We start from the raw sequence: 17714 nt of genomic DNA on the forward strand, positions 1-17714 counted from the left end.
GTCCTTAATGAATTTTGCTGCCCAGGGTCACCACGCCGTCCGCGCGCTCGCGGCCGAGCCAACTGGTCCACCCGAGGCGACAGGCGTTCTGCTCACCGATGCGCAGTTCGCGGATTTCTTCCTGGCGCAGGACCAGGCGAATGTCGTAGTCCAGCGGGTCACGCAGGGTGAACCGCACCAGCGCGCACAGCGGCTGGTAGCCGAAACCGATCGGCAGGAATTCGTGGAAGCGCTGCCAGTCGAGCTGGCGGATATGGATGCGGAACTTGCCGCTGCGGTCGCGCACCCTTTCGCCCAGCACCAGGTCTTCGCCGAGCTGGCTGTTGGCGCGGCCCAGGCGGTTGCGTTGCTCCTCGAGAATCTCCACCCGGCGCTCGATGCACTGCTCGATCACCAGATCCGCGTGCTTGAAGTAGTAACGCAGCACGGCCTCGATCAGCGCCGCCGAGTGAGCCCGCAGGCTGAGCAGGCCGAGGTAAGGCAGCAGGCGCTTCCAGTTCAGCTCCTTGGCCTTGCGGATGTCTTCGCCGCCGAGGCCGATCAGGGCGAACAGCTGGGCGGAAAACGGGTCGAGCGCGCCGCTCTTGAAGCTGGCGCGGTAGCGGTACTTGCGCCAGATCGGCAGCATCAGCCGCTGCAGGCGATGGTGGAACAGGTCGAGGAAGTTGCGGGTCGGGTTACCGTCCTCGCTGTCACCCAGGGCCTGCTCACCGTAAAACGCCGGCAGCGGCGAGCCGGAGCCGAACAGCCCGATCAGGTTGAACCGCAGGCGCGCGCGCATCTGCCCGTGCTCTTCGAAAAACTCCACGCGATCGACGTCGCTGCCAGGGAAACCCAGGCTCGGATTGGCCTGGAATTCCAGCTGGTCGTAGAGATCCTCTTCGCTCAGGCCCGGATGGGAGTCGCGCAGCCGGTCCACCACCAGCAGCACGGCCTGGAACAGCGAGTACTCGCGGATGACCCGGGTCAGCCCGCTTAAAGCAGGGGCTGTAGACCCATACGTGGTGTCCATTGGTACACCTCTCCCTGTGTACTTTTTACCCGCAGCTCGTGGTACGAGTTGAGACTGGCGTAAAGAGCGAAAAACTCGTTGAGAACCGAGGCGAAGACGAACATGTCGCCTTCACCGATATAACCTTCCGGATCGATGGTCAGCTCGGTGCGCAGACCGCGCAGCGGCAGGCCCCGATGCAGCCGGTCGACATGCTCGTGGCGGATCGACTTGAGCCCGCCCAGCAGGCGCTTGCTGACCTTTTCCAGGTGCTGGTCGTAGTAGCGCGGCAAGTCGTAGGTTTCCAGGATCACCTTGAGCGCATCGACGTTGGCCAGCGACAGATAGTTGAGCGACATGTTGCTGATCAGCTTCCACAGGAAGTCGCGATTCAGCGGTGGCGCGTAGCTCGAGGTGGCCGGGGTGATATTGCGGAAACTGAGGAATTCCGGGGTTTCCTCGCACGCCTGGTTGATCTCGCCGAGCTTGAGCCGGCGCGGCAGGTTCTGGTTGGTGCAGGTCAGCTCGATGGACAGGGTCTCGTGGGCCTCGGTGTGGCGGATGCCGAAGCTCAGGTAGGTGTCCAGGCCATCGTGCAGCAGCGAGGAACGCTGGCGGATGCTGTAGTGCGGACGGCTTTGCGGGACGTCGAAACTCGGGTCGTGCTCGAAGGATTCGAACGGCACGTATTCCTGGTAACCCAGGCCTCCGGGCTTCCAGCCGGTGACGGTTTCCACCGAGAACACACCGCAGTTTTCCAGGTCGTACTCGGCCGGCAGCAGCAGGTACTCGTCCTGCTTGCCATCGAGACGGATCGGCAGCGCATCGTGCTTGAACAGGTTGGCGATCGGCGTGCAGTACAGCTTCACGTTGTCCAGGGTCGGCCGCAGGCGCTGGATGCCGCTCTTGCGAATGTCGAAGCGCACTTCCAGGCCGTGCATCTGCTTGAGGGTGTCCTCCGGCAGCGACTTGAGCAGGTCCAGGCCGTTCAGGTCGACGAACAGGAACTTGTCCTGGAAGGCGAAATATTCCTGCAGGTAGCGATAGCCGCGGAAGGTGTTCAGCGGATACGGGATCAACGCCTCTTCTTCGGCAAAGCCCACCGGCTGCACGCGGTTGCCCGGCATCTTGAACAACATGGCGTCGCCGCTGACGCCGGGGAACGGCTTGCCGTCCATGCCCAGCGGCACCAGCTCGATGCCTTCGAGGTTGCGCAGCAGGCTCAGGTAGAGCATCTGACTGATATAGCGCTCGCCCGCCAGGTGCAGGCGCAGGCGGCTCAGGTTCAGCTCTCCGAGATGGCCGTCGCAGCTCATCTCCAGGCGCAGGCTGAGCAGCGCGCCGTCGCCTTTCACCGAGTAGTTCAGCGCGGTCAGGTCCAGCGGCAGGACTTCGGTCGGGTAGCAGGTACGGAAGCGGCAGCGCACGTCATCGATGGGCTTGCTCTCCACCGGCGTATCACGCTCCACACGCAGGGCCGGCCCGGACTGCTTCAGCGGGTCGAACTGCAAAATGCTGAACGCCGGCAACGGCCGCATGTAGTTCGGCCACAGCAGGTGCATCAGCGAGTGGCTCAGCTCCGGCAGCTCGTCATCGAGCTTCTGCCGCAGGCGACCGGTGAGGAAAGCGAAACCTTCGAGCAGGCGCTCCACATCCGGGTCCCGCCCGGCCTGGCCGAGAAACGGCGCCAGGGCCGGACTACGCTCGGCGAAACGGCGACCCAGCTGACGCAGCGCGGTGAGTTCGCTTTGGTAGTAGTGGTTAAAGGACACGGGTTACCTGCCTGGTATTGAATCTCATGAATAAACCGTCCTGTAGAGCGCAACCGTCAGCCCGGAAACCACGTAGCCCGCGATGAGCACACACGGAATGAAAACCAGCCAACCAAACATCGGTGCAACGTCACTGGCAACACCGCCAAGCATTTTTGCCAACCGGAAAAGCATCCACGAAGTGGCGTAAAACGGGATGAACAACAACGGCCCGAGCCAGACCCGCGCGAGTACTTGTTGCTCGCTCTTGCCACGCAGCAGGCGCATCTCCAGAAGGGCAAAGGCGATGTACGCCGCAATGCCCATGCTCAACGCGTAGGTTTCGAACAACTCGAGGGTCAAGGGGGTGCCCCTCAGGCACTCGTCCAGCAGCATCAGCAGGAGAACGGCCAGCGGAATCCACAGGGCTGTAATAAGCAGTCGACGGCGGCCTGCGCTGAGCATGCGAACCTCCTCTCTCATGATTACCGGCCCTCCGCTTTTTCAGGCGTCATCGCAACGCTGGTCTGTAGATAAAGCGCCTCGCCACCAAATCCGGTGATGGCGGCGGCACTCAGCGGGAAGCCATCTTTACTGTCGTAGCGGATCCAGCCTTCAGCCCAGATGTCCCCATTCTCGTGTCGAATCTCGACGTAATAATCCGGCGCCTCGGCCTTGGCGATTTCGACGAACACACCGCCATCCTCAGCGCCAACCCACAGTGCATTGGGATGAGCGAACAGTTTTGGCGGGGTATCCCGCTGCCAGGTAAACAGCAGCGCAGACAGCACCAGAATCGTCAGCACTCCGACTGAACAAAGGAATGCGTTGAGGAGTCGCAACACCTTGCCCCCCGTCGAGGGTGCAGCGATAGCTGGCATCGGCCCGTTAGAACAATTCACGGGACACCCATTGATTGCAGCGACAAGGTTGGAATTTAGAAAATCTCATAAACAACCCAATCGCCGAACCGGCTCAAACTCACCACGATAAGCGCAAACAAAATAAACGGCTCGAACCCACCCCTGAGATCTCGAAACTTGACCAAACGAACTGCACTTTTTACAAAATAATAAAAACCGACAACTATCATCGGAAGATAAAGAAAAATACAAACCACGAAAAAAAATGTATACACCGCCTGAGGGAGCAATAAGCCCATAAAATCGATACTAACCCCCCACGGGGCTTTGGGATCGATAAAGCTCAAAGACAGCATGACAAGAGAAATGAAGATAACGAAATATCGCATCACTTTATCGAAGCCCTTCGTCATAAAGCCGCTTTGCAAGTTCCCGATGCCTTAATTGACCGTCTGCATCATCCCCTGAATAGTAAAAGTGCCCTTGGTTAGTGCCTGACATCTGCCCCGCAAGCTCAGGTGCAACGCCAACCAATTCGGCATCCGTCATCCCGGCATAAATCGGATCGCCCTTATCCGTCAGGTCAATAATTATTGTTTTGATTATTTTCGGATGCCCGGTTACCGCATCCTTCAAGTCCTGATTGATCGGCGCACCGATGAGAACCAAGTGATCGACGGTAATATCCTTGCGCGCATGATACATAGCGCTACGCGCTGCAATTACCGCCCCCCATGAGTACCCGACAATATTGAACTGCCCAGAAGTCGGAATCTTTTTTGATATGCCAATGGCAGCAAGGGAGAAATCCGCAGGTTGGCTTTCTATAACAGGCATAGTGCTTTTAACAGCGACCAAACCATACAAATCGGTTCTTTCTTTTACAACTCCCAACTGGTCATATTCAAACTCTGCCGGCCTACTACTATCCTGATTGTAAAAAATAACCGCCGATGCGTCGGCGAGCATATCAACCATTGGATGGACATACTCATCCGCCCCAGTGATCAAGGATGAATAGTTTCCGTAGACAGAATTAGCGATGCCTATCTCGGTAAATGCGTTGATCATGTCGGCGTTATAACCACCAATCATCCCAGCGCCACCCAAAAATACGGTCAGCCCTTGCTCAACTACAACCGGCTTAGGGACAAGCTCTTTGGTAGGGGAACTTTGCACCGTAGTGACTTTTTTGAAAGTGCCACTTGAAGTGCTGATGGTATCAGTGGCCATTCATCAACTTCCCGCTGCTACGTAGACTTCGACTTTCTCTGCTCGCTCATGTCGAGCAAGCCGATGAGTAAGCCCTGCATCATTGGTAATCCCTTCTTCCTGCGTGCCATCTTCGCGAACAAGCAGATATCGGCGATTGGCAATCGGAGCTCCCGCCTCATCTGTCAGCGCAAACTGCTCATCAAATCCAGGAATAATCAGCGGTGATGGAGGAACAAACGGCGCCGCCGAGTGGGAGTCACCGATAATCACCGTCCCCGATCCAGCCGTGACTGTATTGCCGTGAGTGCCCACCGAACCGACGGTAGCCGCGGCTTTGCCATTGATCAGCACCGTGGTCGCCAAGGCGCTGGCCATCGCGCCGCCACAGGCCGAGGCATCACCTTGGCGGGCAGCCGGAAGTCCGTCGAAGAACACATCGCCGGAACCGGCGGCGATCGGATTGGTTGCGTGGCCGGGGAGCGGGCAGGCGGTGGGGTCGCTGACGCGTGCTGCGGGTTTACCTGACATCGTCCTCTCCTTGCTTAACTGACCTTGACCTGTCCGCTGCCATCCAGGCGCGCGGAAAAACTGACCTGGCGCTTGAACCCGTCCACCTCAAGCAGGCCTTCGATATTGAAAGCCAGCTTGAGCTGGTCGTGATCACGCGGCAGGGAAACGACACGCACATTGCTCAGACGCGGCTCGTAGGCTTCGATGAAGCTTTCGATGGCCAGGCGAGCCTGGCTCAGGGCGTCGTGCAAACTCAGGCGCATGTCGTTGAGATCGGGCAACCCGTAATCGGACAGCGTCTGCACGCTGCCCGCACGGGTGCTGAGCATCTTGCCCAGATGGGCAGCCACCGACGCCATGGCGGAAACCTCGCGGCTCCAGCCGACACGTTTGTCGGCCTCGCCACTCAGGCGTTCGAAAAGGCTGCCGTATCCGGTCATGACCTAGCTCCTGGTTACTCTTTGTCCAGCTTGCCAACCAGCGACAGGGTGAAATCGGCACCCATGTACTTGAAGTGCGGACGCACGTTCAGGCTGACGCGGTACCAGCCCGGCTCACCTTCCACATCGCTGACGATGATCTGCGCGGCGCGCAGCGGACGGCGGCCACGAACTTCGGCGCTCGGGTTTTCCTGGTCGGCGACGTACTGGCGGATCCACTTGTTGAGTTCCAGCTCGAGGTCGGTACGTTCTTTCCACGAACCGAGTTGCTCGCGCTGCAGCACTTTCAGGTAGTGAGCCAGGCGGTTGACGATCATCATGTACGGCAGCTGGGTACCGAGCTTGTAGTTCAGCTCCGCAGCCTTGCCTTCCGCGCTGATGCCGAAGAACTTCGGCTTCTGTACCGAGCTGGCGGAGAAGAACGCCGCGTTGTCGCTGCCTTTGCGCATGGTCAGGGAGATGAAGCCTTCCTCGGCCAGTTCGTATTCACGACGGTCGGAAACCAGAACCTCAGTCGGGATCTTGGTTTCGATTTCGCCCATGCTTTCGAAGTGGTGCAACGGCAGGTCTTCTACCGCGCCACCGCTCTGCGGGCCGATGATGTTCGGGCACCAGCGGAACTTGGCGAAGCTGTCGGTCAGTTTGGTACCGAACGCGTACGCGGTGTTGCCCCACAGGTAGTGTTCGTGGCTGTTGGCAACGGTTTCCTTGTAGACGAAGGATTTGACCGGGTTCTCTTCCGGATCGTACGGGTTGCGCAGCAGGAAGCGCGGTACGGTCAGGCCGATGTAGCGCGAGTCTTCCGACTGGCGGAAGCTCTGCCATTTGGCGAATTGCGGGCCTTCGAAGTGGTCTTTCAGATCCTTCAGGTCCGGCAGGCCGGTGAAGCTTTCCAGGCCGAAGAACTTCGGACCGGCCGCGGCGATGAATGGCGCGTGGGACATGCAGGCAACGCTGGACACGTACTGCATCAGCTTCACGTCTGGCGAGCTTGGCGACATGAAGTAGTTGGCGATGATCGCGCCCACCGGCTGGCCACCGAACTGGCCGTATTCAGCGGTGTAGATGTGCTTGTACAGGCCAGCCTGCATCACTTCCGGCGAATCTTCGAAGTCGTCCAGCAGGTCCTGCTTGGAAACGTTGAGGATTTCGATCTTGATGTTTTCGCGGAAGTTGGTGCGGTCGACCAGCAACTGCAGGCCACGCCAGGCCGACTCCAGGGACTGGAAGTCTTCGTGGTGAAGGATTTCGTCCATCTGGCGGCTGAGCTTGGCATCGATCTCAGCGATCATGCGGTCAACCATGGCCTTCTTGACCGGCTCGCCGTCGTTCTGAGGCTTGAGCAGCTCTTCGATGAAGGCCGACACGCCGCGCTTGGCGATGTCGTAGGCTTCGTCGTCCGGAGTCAGGCGGGTTTCGGCGATGATGCTGTCGAGAATGCTGTACTCGCCGTTCTCGTTGCTTTTCTGTTGTGCTGCACTAGTGCTCATAGTGTTTGGCTTCCTTGACTGATGGAGACTCAGGCTTCGGTGGCTGCGGCGTTCAAGCCCAGCTCACCGAGTACACGACCGCGCGATTCGTCGTCGGCGAGTACGCCTTCGATGGCTTTACGGAATGCAGGGGCGTTACCCAGCGGACCCTTGAGGGCCACCAGCGCGTCGCGCAGTTCCATCAGTTTTTTCAGCTCAGGCACTTGCTCGACCAGGCTGGCCGGGTTGAAGTCCTTCATCGAGTTGACGCGCAGCTTGACCGCCAGCTCTTCGGTGTCGCCCTCTTCCTGAAGACGGTTAGGCACGCTCAGCGTCAGGCTCAGCTCCTGCTTGGCCAGCACTTCGTCGAACGTCATTTTGTCGATGCTGATCGGCTTGCGGTCTTCCACTTTGCGCTCGTCCACGCGCTGGGTGTAATCACCGATTGCCAGTAGCTTCAACGGCAGTTCAATCTCTTCCTGAGCACCGCCGGTGGCGGGTTTGAAGGTGACGTTGATGCGTTCCTTGGGGGCTACCGAGCCTTCTTTGGCCATGGCTTTTCTCCTTGCGGTTGTTGGCCCTGGGGCCTATTCGAGTACCACTTCGAGGTCGAGGTGGCACAGCCTGCGATAAATCTCTTCCTTGCGTTCTCGCACTGCGTGGTTCTGCGGCAACAACTCACAGCAGCTATGCAGGAGGTGCAGCACTTCCAACGCAAGATCCGGCTCCCAGGCATGCAGGCCCGAGCTCAGTAATTCTTGATCGAGGGTTTCGAGCTGGGTCTTGGCCAGCTCGTATTTCTTGGCCATGAAGCACAGCCGCGCCAGGCTGAACTGCCAGAAAAACCGCACCCGCCCGCCATGGGCGTTCTGCAGGCCTTGCTTGAGGATCTGCACGGCGGCCTTGAGGCCGTCCTTGCGCAGGATCGGCAATACCTCTTCGAGGGCTTCTTCCCAGGCGGGCTGGCTGGCGGTCGCTTCGACCTTGCGCGGCGCGCTGGCGCTTTGCAGATGGGGCATGACGTGGGCGCTGATCCAACTGCGGGTGGCCGGATCGGCGAAAGGCGCGCCGTCGTGGAAACGCAGCTCGACCACGCCCGGCAGGCGCTGCAACAGGAGTGCGAAGTGAAACTCCACCTCGCGCATCGCCTGGTCCGCGTTCAGCCCTTGCAGACATTCCCAGACCATGCGCTGGCCGTCGAACCAGAACGGCGCCCTGGCCAGGCTGGCTTCGAGCTCCACCAGCAGGTCGGCGTACTGCCCATTGGCAAAACGCTCCTGATAGGTCTTGAGCTTGTCGGCCGGCAGCCCGCGCAACGCGGTGATCTGCTCGGCATTGCGCTCCGGGACGGCATCGATGGGCAACCACAGCATGGTGCGGTTCAAGCGCAGGGCGCGCACATCCGTGGCCTTTTGCTTGAGCCACCAGGCGCTCAAGGGGCGGGCGTTTTCCTGCAACGCCCGCAGGGCCTTCTGCGCTTCCTTTTCGTTGTCGATAGGCGCGCCGGGCGTGAACAGCTGGGTCGCGGCCTGCTTGACCTGCGCCACCACCGTGCCTACGGCGCCGGGTTCCGGCTGGTTGTCGGCGGCGCGCTGGACCATGGTCGACAGCCGCCGGCAGATCGGCAGCAGCAAGGGCGCATCGTCGCCCAGATGCTCGGTGAGCGCGGCGTCGAGCCCTTCCAGATGTTCCACCAGACGGCGGAACAGCGGCAGCTGCTCCTTGATCGCGACGTTTTCGCCCAGCACCTGCTCGAGACGCGGCACCAGCCAGCCGATGGCGGCAGACCGGGTACGCAGTTTGGCGGGGTGGATCTGCGCCCAATGCTGTTCGCACAGGTGCTGCAGAAGGCCAAAGCCGGCCAGCAGGCCGGGGAAGGATTCACGCTGATACAAGGCCCAGGTAAGCCAGGCGGCCACCCGCAGATCCTTGGACTGGGTACGCAGCAGCGCTTCACTGTTTTCGAGGATTTTCAGCCAGTCGATCTGACCGCTTTCGTGCATGGATTGGGCTTTGCCCAGCTCACTTTCCAACGCCTCGTATTCGCTGGAGAAGCGAACGTCCTCGCCCGCAAAACTCTCTTTGGAAATAGAGGCCTTGGCGAGTTCGAGGTAATGGGCAGAAAGTTTGCTTGAGTAGGACATCCATGGCCTTTTTCGAGATTACGGTCTATACGCCCGCGAGACATTTTTCGCGTGCTTGACAGTATCAAAGAGCGTACTCATCCAATTGAGCGCTGCTCTTTCAAGAGCGCGCATCGTAATCAGTATGATGGCCACTAGCAAGCATCCCCTCAAACAACAAGACGAACTGTCATCGGCTTCTCGTAAGAGATTGCCTTATATATGACAGGGGTTCCCCCTAGACCGTCAGTTGAATCCCTATTTCAACCAGAAACGCCAGGAGCCGCGAGCCAGAGCCTTGCACGATATGAACCAGAGCACGATTCAATGATTAAGGGACAATGCTATGCCGAGTCGAAAAGTGCCGGATATGGGAATAGTCTTAATTCTGAACTTTTATGAAATAGTGCAGTCCGCGTACAACACCCAACTTCGGAAAGTGCCACCAATATGATGGCACTTGAGACGGTAGTTTGCTATCAAACACTCTGTATGATTTTTGAACAATACAGATGTAGTTCTGACGAAACTTGCGTTAGGCATTCCTGTTCTTTATATGCGAACAGCCACCCATAAAAAATGGGCATCCGAGTTATCGGCTTGCCCATTTTTCAATACGGTTCTCCCCGCTATCGAGGGAGTTCGCAACAGTTATGGATTGACGCTGTCTTTCAGCGATTTGCCTGGCTTGAAGGCCACGGTGTTGCTGGCCTTGATCTTCACCGGCTCACCGGTTTGCGGGTTCTTGCCGGTACGGGCGCCACGGTGACGCTGCAGGAAGGTTCCGAAACCTACCAGGGTGACACTGTCCTTACGATGCAGGGCGCCGGTGATTTCTTCGAGAACGGCGTTGAGAACGCGGTTGGCCTGTTCTTTGGTCAGATCCGCTTTTTCAGCAATTGCAGCGGCGAGTTCTGGTTTACGCATAGTGAAGCCTCTTTGACGGTTTTTTGTTGTTATGTCCGTGCTGTTCTTCCGGAACAGCGCCCAAGGCGCCGCAGGCTCTACTCTGCGGCAGACGGGTGTGAGGATGGCACGCGGTTAGGAGTGGCGCCAGTCTCTGCGCGACCTTTGTAGTGGCAAACACATGATTATTCCGACAGAACGACCAGTATTTAGGCCAACAAGCCGGGAAGCTCCTTGTTCAGGGCCAGTTTGTCCATGACCGCGGCCCCGGTCAGCGCATAACCCAGCAGTTTGCCGCCGGCATCGCGGCACAGCGCCTTGATGTCGGCGCCCTGCCCTTCGACCGTCCACACGCCTTCCAGGCCGCGTGGCGGTGGCGAAACCACCAACGGGCAGACCGGGGTTTTCACGGTGATCGGCATCGGGCCGTAGCTGACTGCCGTCGGGTTGCCAGCCAGGGTTTGTGCCAGCGCTCGCGCACAACCCATGAGGGGCATGACGTACAGCAAATTCAGCCCATCGACCTCGGCGCAGTCACCCAAGGCATAGATATTGGCGTGGGAAGTCTTGAGATGCCGGTCCACCACCACCCCACGATTGACCATCACCCCTGCGGCGGCGGCCAGGTCGATGCGCGGCCGCAGGCCGATTGCCGACACCACCAGATCGCAGGCAATCACCTCTCCATCGGACAGATGCGCTTCAAGGCCATCCGCCGTGCGCTGCAGGCGATTGAGCACCGGCCCCAGGTGGAAGCGCGCGCCCAGGCTTTCCAGCCCGGCCTGTACCGCGGCAGCCGCCGCAGGGTGCAGCAGCGTCGGCATGACCTGCTCGCAAGGTGCCACCAGGTCCACCTCGTAACCGCCGAGGATCAGGTCGTTGGCGAACTCGCAGCCGATCAGGCCGGCGCCCAGCAGCAGCACCCGGCGCTTGCCGGCCGCAGCCGCGCGAAAGCGCGCGTAGTCTTCCAGGTCGTTGATCGGGAAGATCAGATCACCGGCATCGCCCTCCACCGGTACCCGCACGGTTTCCGCACCCCAAGCGAGGATCAGGTCGCGGTAGCTCACCGCTTCTTCACCTATCCACAGGCGCTTGTGGCCAGGGTCGATGCCGCTGATGCGGGTATGGGTGCGCACCTCGGCCTTCAGTTGCTCGGCCATGGCGCCGGGTTCGGCCATGCTCAGGCCGTCGGCTTCCTTGTTCTTGCCAAAGCCGGTGGACAGCATCGGCTTGGAATAGGAACGTCCGTCATCTGCGGTAATCAGCAGCAGCGGCGTTTCGCTATCGAGCTTGCGAAACTCTCGGGCCAGGTTGTAGCCGGCCAGCCCAGTGCCCACGATGACGACAGGTGCGTTCATTCCTTACTCCTTCAGGTTCAGGGGATCACAGGTTGTGATCAGCCGATTTCGATCATTTCGAAATCCATTTTGCCGACTCCGCAATCCGGGCAGAGCCAGTCTTCAGGCACGTCTTCCCAGCGGGTACCGGGCAAGATTCCGTCGTCCGGCCAGCCGTCGGCTTCGTTGTAGATCAGGCCGCAGACCACACATTGCCACTTTTTCATTTACGCATTTCCTCAGGTTCTCAGGCTGTTGCCGGCGGGATGGTCGATGAATCGACTCTGGATGACGCCAGGGGGCGTGTCCGGCCCAGCGCGTTTTGTACTGATGAGCACCGACGGATGCAAGCACGTTCGCTGCGGGCGGCCGCTCCATTGCGGCAAAATCACTCGTCGCCATGCTAAGCTCGCGGCCTCATTTGCTGCCAATAATGACCCACTGTGCCGCACTCAATCTCTTCATTTTCCACCCCGGACTGGCTCTCGCAAAGCCGGCTGACGCCCCTCCCCGACACACAAACCCTCGACTGGCTGTTCGATGAAGGTTCGCTGACCCGGCGCCTGACCCGTCTCTCCAATGACGGTTTCAGCGTGACGCCGCTGGTCGAGGGCTGGCAAACCCTGCGCGCCGACGAATGCGCCGCGCTGGACCTGCCGCCGGACAGCCAGGGCTGGGTACGCGAGGTGTATCTGCGCGGTCACGGCCAGGCCTGGGTATTCGCCCGCAGCGTGGCGGCCCGCAGTGCCCTGCAGGATGGCGGGCTGAACATGGACGAACTGGGCAGCCGCTCCCTGGGCGAACTGCTGTTCTGCGACCAGGCCTTTGCGCGCCGCCCCATCGAGGTCTGCCATTACCCACGCCCATGGCTGCCCGACGAGGTGCAAGCCGATGACCTCTGGGCTCGCCGTTCGCGCTTCGATCGCGCAACCCTGAGTGTGCTGGTCGCCGAAATCTTCCTGCCGTCCCTGTGGAGCGCCGTCGGCGCCCAGCCGGAGAACCGCTGATGTATCAGAGCCTGCTCAAATCCCTCAACCGCCTGAACCCGCGTGCCTGGGACTTCATCCAGCTGACCCGCATGGACAAGCCGATCGGCATCTACCTGCTGCTCTGGCCGACCCTCTGGGCCCTGTGGATTGCCGGCGAAGGCTCGCCATCGCTGGCCAATATCGTGATTTTCGTCCTCGGCGTGACCCTCACCCGGGCTGGCGGCTGCGTGATCAACGACTGGGCCGACCGCAAGGTCGACGGCCACGTGAAGCGCACCGAACAGCGTCCGCTGGTCAGCGGCAAGATCAGTTCCAAGGAAGCCCTGGTGTTCTTCGCCGTGCTGATGTTCATCAGCTTCCTGCTGGTGCTGTGCACCAACGCGGCAACCATCTGGCTGTCGCTGGGCGGCCTGGCCCTGGCGGCCAGCTACCCCTTCATGAAGCGCTACACCTATTACCCGCAAGTGGTGCTGGGCGCAGCGTTCTCCTGGGGCATCCCGATGGCCTTCACCGCCGAAACCGGCGAGCTGCCGGCCACCGCCTGGCTGTTGTACATCGCCAACCTGCTGTGGACCGTGGGTTATGACACCTATTACGCGATGACCGACCGCGACGACGACCTGAAGATCGGGGTGAAATCCACCGCGATCCTGTTCGGCGAAGCCGACCGGGTAATCATTCTGACCCTGCAGGGCCTGGCGCTGGGCTGCCTGCTGCTGGCAGGCGCGCGCTTCGAACTGGGGGGCTGGTTCCATCTCGGCTTGCTGGCCGCGGCCGGCTGTTTTGCCTGGGAGTTCTGGGACACCCGCGATCGCGACCGGATGAAGTGCTTCAAGGCCTTCCTGCATAACCACTGGGCAGGGTTGGCGATTTTCCTGGGGATAGTCATGGACTACGCGGTTCGCTGAAAATCGTTATCGCGGGCAAGCCTCGCTCCTGCACAGGAGCGAGGCTTGCCCGCGATGAAACACTGCGGTCAATCAGGCTTGGCCACTTTCCAGGCGCCATCCATCTTGCCGTCACCGGTCATGTCACCGGCTTTCTTGTCCATCACGAAGGTGTACAGCGGCTTGCCGTCGTAGGCCCACTGCATGGAGCCATCGTCACGCTTGATGACGGTCCACTCGCCCATGGCCTTGTCGCCGCTGGCGGCCATCAGCGGCGGCCAGTTGGCGGCGCACTTGTCGTTGCACATGGACTTGCCGTCGGCATCCTTGGCAAAGGTGTACAGGGTCATGCCCTTGTGGTCGACGTACATACCATCTTTGACCATCGCCGGTTCCGCGGCGAACGCCAGCCCGGGCAAGGCCAGCGCAGCGCTCAGCAACAGGGCTTTGCAGGATTTCGTGAGTTGAGTCATGGAAACCTTCTTTGGTGGTTGTCAGGATTCGGACCCAAAGCTTAGTCCATGAATGCAGCCCTCGCCCCAGCACCTAAAATACTGTCACACGACTGCAATAATTCCGTTATCTAATGCGGCGCAAGACAGTTAAATGACAAGAGGATTAAGCATGGTTGGCAGGAGCATTCTGATCGTTGACGACGAAGCGCCCATTCGCGAAATGATCGCCGTTGCGTTGGAAATGGCCGGCTACGACTGCCTGGAGGCGGAAAACTCCCAGCAGGCCCATGCCATCATCGTCGACCGCAAGCCCGACCTGATCCTGCTCGACTGGATGCTGCCCGGCACCTCCGGCATCGAACTGGCCCGGCGTCTGAAACGCGATGAGCTGACCGGTGACATCCCGATCATCATGCTCACCGCCAAGGGCGAAGAGGACAACAAGATCCAGGGCCTGGAAGTCGGCGCCGACGACTACATCACCAAGCCGTTCTCCCCTCGCGAGCTGGTAGCGCGCCTCAAGGCCGTGCTGCGCCGCGCCGGCCCGACCGACGGCGAGGCGCCGATCGAAGTCGGCGGCCTGCTGCTGGACCCGATCAGCCACCGCGTGACCATCGACGGCAAACCGGCCGAGATGGGCCCGACCGAATACCGCCTGCTGCAATTCTTCATGACCCACCAGGAACGCGCCTACACCCGCGGCCAGTTGCTGGATCAGGTCTGGGGCGGCAACGTCTATGTCGAAGAGCGTACCGTCGACGTGCATATCCGCCGCCTGCGCAAAGCCTTGGGCGATGCCTACGAGAATCTGGTACAAACCGTGCGCGGCACCGGCTACCGTTTTTCCACCAAGGCCTGAAGCCGGCCCCTTATTCGCCAGACGCTTACAAGGACGCGTGTTAAGTGAACCAAAACTGGCATGGCACCCTGATTCGCCACATGTTGCTGTTGGTCACTGGCTGCCTGCTGGTGGGCCTGATCAGCGGTTACTACGGCTGGAGCCTGGCCATCGGCCTGGGGATCTATCTGGCCTGGACCCTCAAGCAACTGCTGCGCCTGCACGAATGGCTGCGCCTGCACCAACCCGATGAAGCACCGCCCGATGGCTACGGCCTGTGGGGCGAGGTGTTCGACAGCATCTATCACCTGCAACGCCGCGACCAACGGGTGCGCGGGCGCCTGCAAGCGGTGATCGACCGGGTCCAGGAGTCCACTGCGGCGCTGAAAGACGCGGTGATCATGCTCGACAGCGACGGCAACCTGGAATGGTGGAACCGCGCCGCGGAAACCCTGCTGGGCCTGAAAACCCCACAGGACAGCGGCCAGCCGGTGACCAACCTGGTGCGCCATCCGCGCTTCAAGGAATATTTCGAGCAGGACAATTACAACGAGCCGCTGGAAATCCCCTCGCCGACCAACGACCGGATACGCATCCAGCTGTACATCACCCGCTACGGCAACAACGAACACCTGATGCTGGTGCGCGACGTGACCCGCATCCACCAGCTGGAACAGATGCGCAAAGACTTCATCGCCAACGTCTCCCACGAACTGCGCACGCCGCTGACGGTGATCTGCGGCTACCTGGAAACCCTGCTCGACAACGTCGAGGAAGTGAACCCGCGCTGGAGCCGCGCCCTGCAGCAGATGCAGCAGCAAGGCGGGCGCATGCAGACCCTGCTCAACGACCTTCTGCTTTTGGCCAAGCTGGAAGCCACCGACTATCCGTCGGACAACCAGCCGGTGCCGATCGACGTGCTCCTGCAATCAATCAAGAGCGATGCCCAGGCGCTTTCCGGGGAGCGCAACCAGCGCATCACCCTGGAAGCCGACGCGCAGGTCCAGCTCAAGGGCAGCGAGGCGGAACTGCGCAGCGCCTTTTCCAACCTGGTGTTCAACGCCGTGAAATACACCCCCGCCGAGGGCAACATCCGCATTCGCTGGTGGGGCGACGAGCAAGGCGCACACCTGAGCGTGCAGGATTCGGGGATCGGCATCGACAACAAGCACTTGCCGCGCCTGACCGAACGCTTCTACCGGGTCGACTCCAGCCGCAACTCCAACACCGGCGGCACCGGCCTGGGCCTGGCCATCGTCAAGCATGTGCTGCTGCGCCATCGGGCGCGCCTGGAGATCAGCAGCGTACCGGGCCACGGCAGCACTTTTACCTGCCATTTCGCCCCGGCCCAGGTGAAAAGATTCCGTGCCGGCACCCTGACCGACCAGCGGTGACAGCCACGCGCCACTAGGCAATCGCCCTGCCAGCCGCTACATTGGCTGGCTTGCGCCTGCCATTGCGCCGCGCATTTCTCTCTTTTTCGAATACACGGAACCCGCAAAACTCCATCATGGACCCTTCCCCTGGTTTTACCCTCGCGTCTCTTTTCGCCGACTTCGGCATGATTCTTTTTGCACTGCTCCTGGTTCTGCTCAACGGCTTTTTCGTAGCCGCCGAGTTCGCCATGGTCAAACTGCGCTCGACCCGGGTCGAGGCCATCGCCCACAAGAACGGCTGGCGCGGGCAGATCCTGCGCACCGTACACAGCCAGTTGGATGCCTACCTTTCCGCATGCCAGCTGGGGATCACCCTGGCCTCCCTTGGCCTGGGCTGGGTCGGTGAGCCCGCCTTCGCCCACCTGCTGGCGCCGCTGCTCAGCGCCGTGGGCGTGGACTCGCCGGAAGTGATCAAGGGCGTGTCGTTCTTTACCGCCTTCTTCATCATTTCCTACCTGCACATCGTGGTCGGCGAGCTGGCGCCCAAGTCCTGGGCCATCCGCAAGCCCGAGCTGCTGTCGCTGTGGACGGCGGTGCCGCTGTACCTGTTCTACTGGCTGATGTACCCGGCGATCTACCTGCTCAACGCCAGCGCCAACACCATCCTGCGCATCGCCGGCCAGGGCGAGCCCGGCCCGCATCACGAGCACCACTACAGCCGCGAAGAACTGAAGCTGATCCTGCACTCCAGCCGGGGCCAGGACCCCAGCGACCAGGGCATGCGCGTACTGGCCTCGGCCGTGGAAATGGGCGAGCTGGAAGTGGTGGACTGGGCCAACTCCCGGGAAGACCTGATCAGCGTGGAATTCAACGCGCCGCTGAAGCAAATCCTCGCCCTGTTCCGCCGCCACAAGTTCAGCCGCTACCCGGTCTACGACAGCGAGCGCAACGAGTTCGTCGGCCTGCTGCACATCAAGGACCTGCTGCTGGAACTGGCGGCGCTGGACCACATCCCCGAGTCGTTCAACCTGGCCGAGCTGACCCGCCCGCTGGAGCGCGTTTCTCGGCACATGCCGCTGTCGCAGCTGCTGGAACAGTTCCGTAAAGGCGGTTCGCACTTCGCCCTGGTGGAGGAAGCCGACGGCAAGATCATCGGCTACCTGACCATGGAAGACGTGCTGGAAGTGCTAGTCGGCGACATTCAGGACGAACACCGCAAGGCCGAGCGCGGCATCCTCGCCTACCAGCCCGGCAAACTGCTGGTGCGCGGCGATACCCCGTTGTTCAAGGTGGAACGCCTGCTGGGCATCGACCTGGACCATATCGAGGCCGAAACCCTTGCCGGCCTGGTCTACGAGACCCTGAAACGGGTACCGGAAGAAGAAGAGGTCATGGAAGTCGAAGGCCTGCGCATCATCATCAAGAAGATGAAAGGTCCGAAAATCGTCCTGGCCAAGGTGTTGATGCTCGATTGAGCACAGTCTGACACCTCATCGCGAGCAGCCGGTCGACGCTCGATTGCTCGCGATTCCCTCCCCTGATTACACCCGCCCCGCAGATCGCC

The 17714-nt window shown here is 60.6% G+C and carries 20 protein-coding genes; 5 read left to right on the forward strand and 15 right to left on the reverse strand.

From position 1 onward, the window contains the following. Positions 1–4 precede the first annotated feature (4 nt). From tssG to J4D52_RS02350, 14 genes are all read right to left on the reverse strand, one after another. Positions 5–1012: a type VI secretion system baseplate subunit TssG gene (gene tssG, locus J4D52_RS02285; protein WP_007930277.1), complete on the reverse strand. Its 1008-nt coding sequence runs from the start codon at positions 1010–1012 to the stop codon at positions 5–7. Next, a complete protein-coding gene (tssF, locus tag J4D52_RS02290) occupies positions 976–2763 on the reverse strand; it encodes a type VI secretion system baseplate subunit TssF (RefSeq protein ID WP_063433411.1) in 1788 nt (595 codons plus the stop codon). Before tssF ends, tssG begins: the two co-directional genes overlap by 37 nt. Positions 2764–2787: 24 nt before the next feature. Further along, positions 2788–3207, reverse strand: a complete 420-nt coding sequence (locus J4D52_RS02295; RefSeq protein WP_063433646.1) for a hypothetical protein — start codon at positions 3205–3207, stop codon at positions 2788–2790. Between the two features lie 20 nt (positions 3208–3227). Further along, positions 3228–3548: a hypothetical protein gene (locus J4D52_RS02300; RefSeq protein ID WP_173678519.1), complete on the reverse strand. Its 321-nt coding sequence runs from the start codon at positions 3546–3548 to the stop codon at positions 3228–3230. 131 nt (positions 3549–3679) lie between these two features. After that, the gene (locus tag J4D52_RS02305; protein ID WP_124303779.1) at positions 3680–4033 is read right to left on the reverse strand and encodes a hypothetical protein; all 354 of its coding nucleotides are present in this window, start codon (positions 4031–4033) and stop codon (positions 3680–3682) included. Next, positions 3999–4838 carry a hypothetical protein gene (locus tag J4D52_RS02310; protein ID WP_025806992.1) on the reverse strand — a complete coding sequence of 280 codons (840 nt, stop codon included), beginning with the start codon at positions 4836–4838 and terminating at the stop codon, positions 3999–4001. Before J4D52_RS02310 ends, J4D52_RS02305 begins: the two co-directional genes overlap by 35 nt. 3 nt (positions 4839–4841) lie before the next feature. Continuing rightward, on the reverse strand, positions 4842–5348 hold the full coding sequence (locus tag J4D52_RS02315; protein ID WP_036998079.1) for a PAAR domain-containing protein: 507 nt from the start codon (positions 5346–5348) through the stop codon (positions 4842–4844). 14 nt (positions 5349–5362) lie between these two features. Further along, the gene (tssE, locus tag J4D52_RS02320; RefSeq protein WP_007930282.1) at positions 5363–5770 is read right to left on the reverse strand and encodes a type VI secretion system baseplate subunit TssE; all 408 of its coding nucleotides are present in this window, start codon (positions 5768–5770) and stop codon (positions 5363–5365) included. 14 nt (positions 5771–5784) lie between these two features. Further along, on the reverse strand, positions 5785–7260 hold the full coding sequence (gene tssC, locus J4D52_RS02325) for a type VI secretion system contractile sheath large subunit (RefSeq protein ID WP_007930285.1): 1476 nt from the start codon (positions 7258–7260) through the stop codon (positions 5785–5787). 29 nt (positions 7261–7289) lie between these two features. Then, a complete protein-coding gene (gene tssB, locus J4D52_RS02330) occupies positions 7290–7793 on the reverse strand; it encodes a type VI secretion system contractile sheath small subunit (RefSeq protein WP_007930286.1) in 504 nt (167 codons plus the stop codon). A 33-nt stretch (positions 7794–7826) separates the two neighbouring features. Next, positions 7827–9383: a type VI secretion system protein TssA gene (gene tssA, locus J4D52_RS02335; RefSeq protein WP_102676126.1), complete on the reverse strand. Its 1557-nt coding sequence runs from the start codon at positions 9381–9383 to the stop codon at positions 7827–7829. Positions 9384–10013: 630 nt separating this feature from the next. Beyond that, positions 10014–10289: an HU family DNA-binding protein gene (locus tag J4D52_RS02340; RefSeq protein WP_003213368.1), complete on the reverse strand. Its 276-nt coding sequence runs from the start codon at positions 10287–10289 to the stop codon at positions 10014–10016. A 188-nt stretch (positions 10290–10477) separates the two neighbouring features. Next, on the reverse strand, positions 10478–11626 hold the full coding sequence (locus tag J4D52_RS02345; protein ID WP_102676125.1) for an NAD(P)/FAD-dependent oxidoreductase: 1149 nt from the start codon (positions 11624–11626) through the stop codon (positions 10478–10480). Between the two features lie 38 nt (positions 11627–11664). After that, positions 11665–11832, reverse strand: coding sequence for a rubredoxin (locus J4D52_RS02350; RefSeq protein WP_007930291.1), 168 nt, complete (start codon positions 11830–11832; stop codon positions 11665–11667). A gap of 216 nt (positions 11833–12048) precedes the next feature. On the opposite strand from J4D52_RS02350, the gene J4D52_RS02355 reads away from it, so the two are divergent. Continuing rightward, the gene (locus J4D52_RS02355) at positions 12049–12612 is read left to right on the forward strand and encodes a chorismate lyase (protein ID WP_102676124.1); all 564 of its coding nucleotides are present in this window, start codon (positions 12049–12051) and stop codon (positions 12610–12612) included. Next, complete coding sequence (gene ubiA, locus J4D52_RS02360) at positions 12612–13502, forward strand: 4-hydroxybenzoate octaprenyltransferase (protein ID WP_102676123.1); 891 nt, start codon at positions 12612–12614, stop codon at positions 13500–13502. Before J4D52_RS02355 ends, ubiA begins: the two co-directional genes overlap by 1 nt. A 68-nt stretch (positions 13503–13570) precedes the next feature. Here ubiA and J4D52_RS02365 read toward each other — a convergent pair whose 3' ends face one another. After that, complete coding sequence (locus J4D52_RS02365; RefSeq protein WP_025806986.1) at positions 13571–13954, reverse strand: hypothetical protein; 384 nt, start codon at positions 13952–13954, stop codon at positions 13571–13573. A 151-nt stretch (positions 13955–14105) separates the two neighbouring features. On the opposite strand from J4D52_RS02365, the gene phoB reads away from it, so the two are divergent. The 3 genes from phoB (at position 14106) to J4D52_RS02380 (ending at position 17625) form a co-directional block, all read left to right on the forward strand. Beyond that, positions 14106–14795, forward strand: coding sequence for a phosphate regulon transcriptional regulator PhoB (phoB, locus tag J4D52_RS02370; RefSeq protein WP_007896474.1), 690 nt, complete (start codon positions 14106–14108; stop codon positions 14793–14795). A gap of 80 nt (positions 14796–14875) precedes the next feature. Then, positions 14876–16168: a phosphate regulon sensor histidine kinase PhoR gene (phoR, locus tag J4D52_RS02375; protein ID WP_219736151.1), complete on the forward strand. Its 1293-nt coding sequence runs from the start codon at positions 14876–14878 to the stop codon at positions 16166–16168. Between the two features lie 116 nt (positions 16169–16284). Further along, positions 16285–17625 carry a hemolysin family protein gene (locus tag J4D52_RS02380; RefSeq protein ID WP_063433418.1) on the forward strand — a complete coding sequence of 447 codons (1341 nt, stop codon included), beginning with the start codon at positions 16285–16287 and terminating at the stop codon, positions 17623–17625. The last annotated feature ends 89 nt before the right edge of the window (positions 17626–17714 follow it).

It is taken from the genome of Pseudomonas sp. GW460-12-10-14-TSB1 (assembly GCF_017349775.1).
Lineage (GTDB): Bacteria > Pseudomonadota > Gammaproteobacteria > Pseudomonadales > Pseudomonadaceae > Aquipseudomonas > Aquipseudomonas piscium.

What these genes read in the sequence shown, in the direction of transcription:
- tssE (WP_007930282.1), bottom strand. Translation starts at nt 5,770, where the DNA reads ATGACCGGATACGGCAGCCTTTTCGAACGCCTGAGTGGCGAGGCCGAC.
- J4D52_RS02295 (WP_063433646.1), bottom strand. Translation starts at nt 3,207, where the DNA reads ATGCTCAGCGCAGGCCGCCGTCGACTGCTTATTACAGCCCTGTGGATT.
- ubiA (WP_102676123.1), top strand. Translation starts at nt 12,612, where the DNA reads ATGTATCAGAGCCTGCTCAAATCCCTCAACCGCCTGAACCCGCGTGCC.
- tssB (WP_007930286.1), bottom strand. Translation starts at nt 7,793, where the DNA reads ATGGCCAAAGAAGGCTCGGTAGCCCCCAAGGAACGCATCAACGTCACC.
- J4D52_RS02315 (WP_036998079.1), bottom strand. Translation starts at nt 5,348, where the DNA reads ATGTCAGGTAAACCCGCAGCACGCGTCAGCGACCCCACCGCCTGCCCG.
- J4D52_RS02380 (WP_063433418.1), top strand. Translation starts at nt 16,285, where the DNA reads ATGGACCCTTCCCCTGGTTTTACCCTCGCGTCTCTTTTCGCCGACTTC.
- J4D52_RS02340 (WP_003213368.1), bottom strand. Translation starts at nt 10,289, where the DNA reads ATGCGTAAACCAGAACTCGCCGCTGCAATTGCTGAAAAAGCGGATCTG.
- tssA (WP_102676126.1), bottom strand. Translation starts at nt 9,383, where the DNA reads ATGTCCTACTCAAGCAAACTTTCTGCCCATTACCTCGAACTCGCCAAG.
- J4D52_RS02365 (WP_025806986.1), bottom strand. Translation starts at nt 13,954, where the DNA reads ATGACTCAACTCACGAAATCCTGCAAAGCCCTGTTGCTGAGCGCTGCG.
- J4D52_RS02310 (WP_025806992.1), bottom strand. Translation starts at nt 4,838, where the DNA reads ATGGCCACTGATACCATCAGCACTTCAAGTGGCACTTTCAAAAAAGTC.
- phoR (WP_219736151.1), top strand. Translation starts at nt 14,876, where the DNA reads ATGTTGCTGTTGGTCACTGGCTGCCTGCTGGTGGGCCTGATCAGCGGT.
- phoB (WP_007896474.1), top strand. Translation starts at nt 14,106, where the DNA reads ATGGTTGGCAGGAGCATTCTGATCGTTGACGACGAAGCGCCCATTCGC.
- tssC (WP_007930285.1), bottom strand. Translation starts at nt 7,260, where the DNA reads ATGAGCACTAGTGCAGCACAACAGAAAAGCAACGAGAACGGCGAGTAC.
- J4D52_RS02345 (WP_102676125.1), bottom strand. Translation starts at nt 11,626, where the DNA reads ATGAACGCACCTGTCGTCATCGTGGGCACTGGGCTGGCCGGCTACAAC.
- J4D52_RS02350 (WP_007930291.1), bottom strand. Translation starts at nt 11,832, where the DNA reads ATGAAAAAGTGGCAATGTGTGGTCTGCGGCCTGATCTACAACGAAGCC.
- tssG (WP_007930277.1), bottom strand. Translation starts at nt 1,012, where the DNA reads ATGGACACCACGTATGGGTCTACAGCCCCTGCTTTAAGCGGGCTGACC.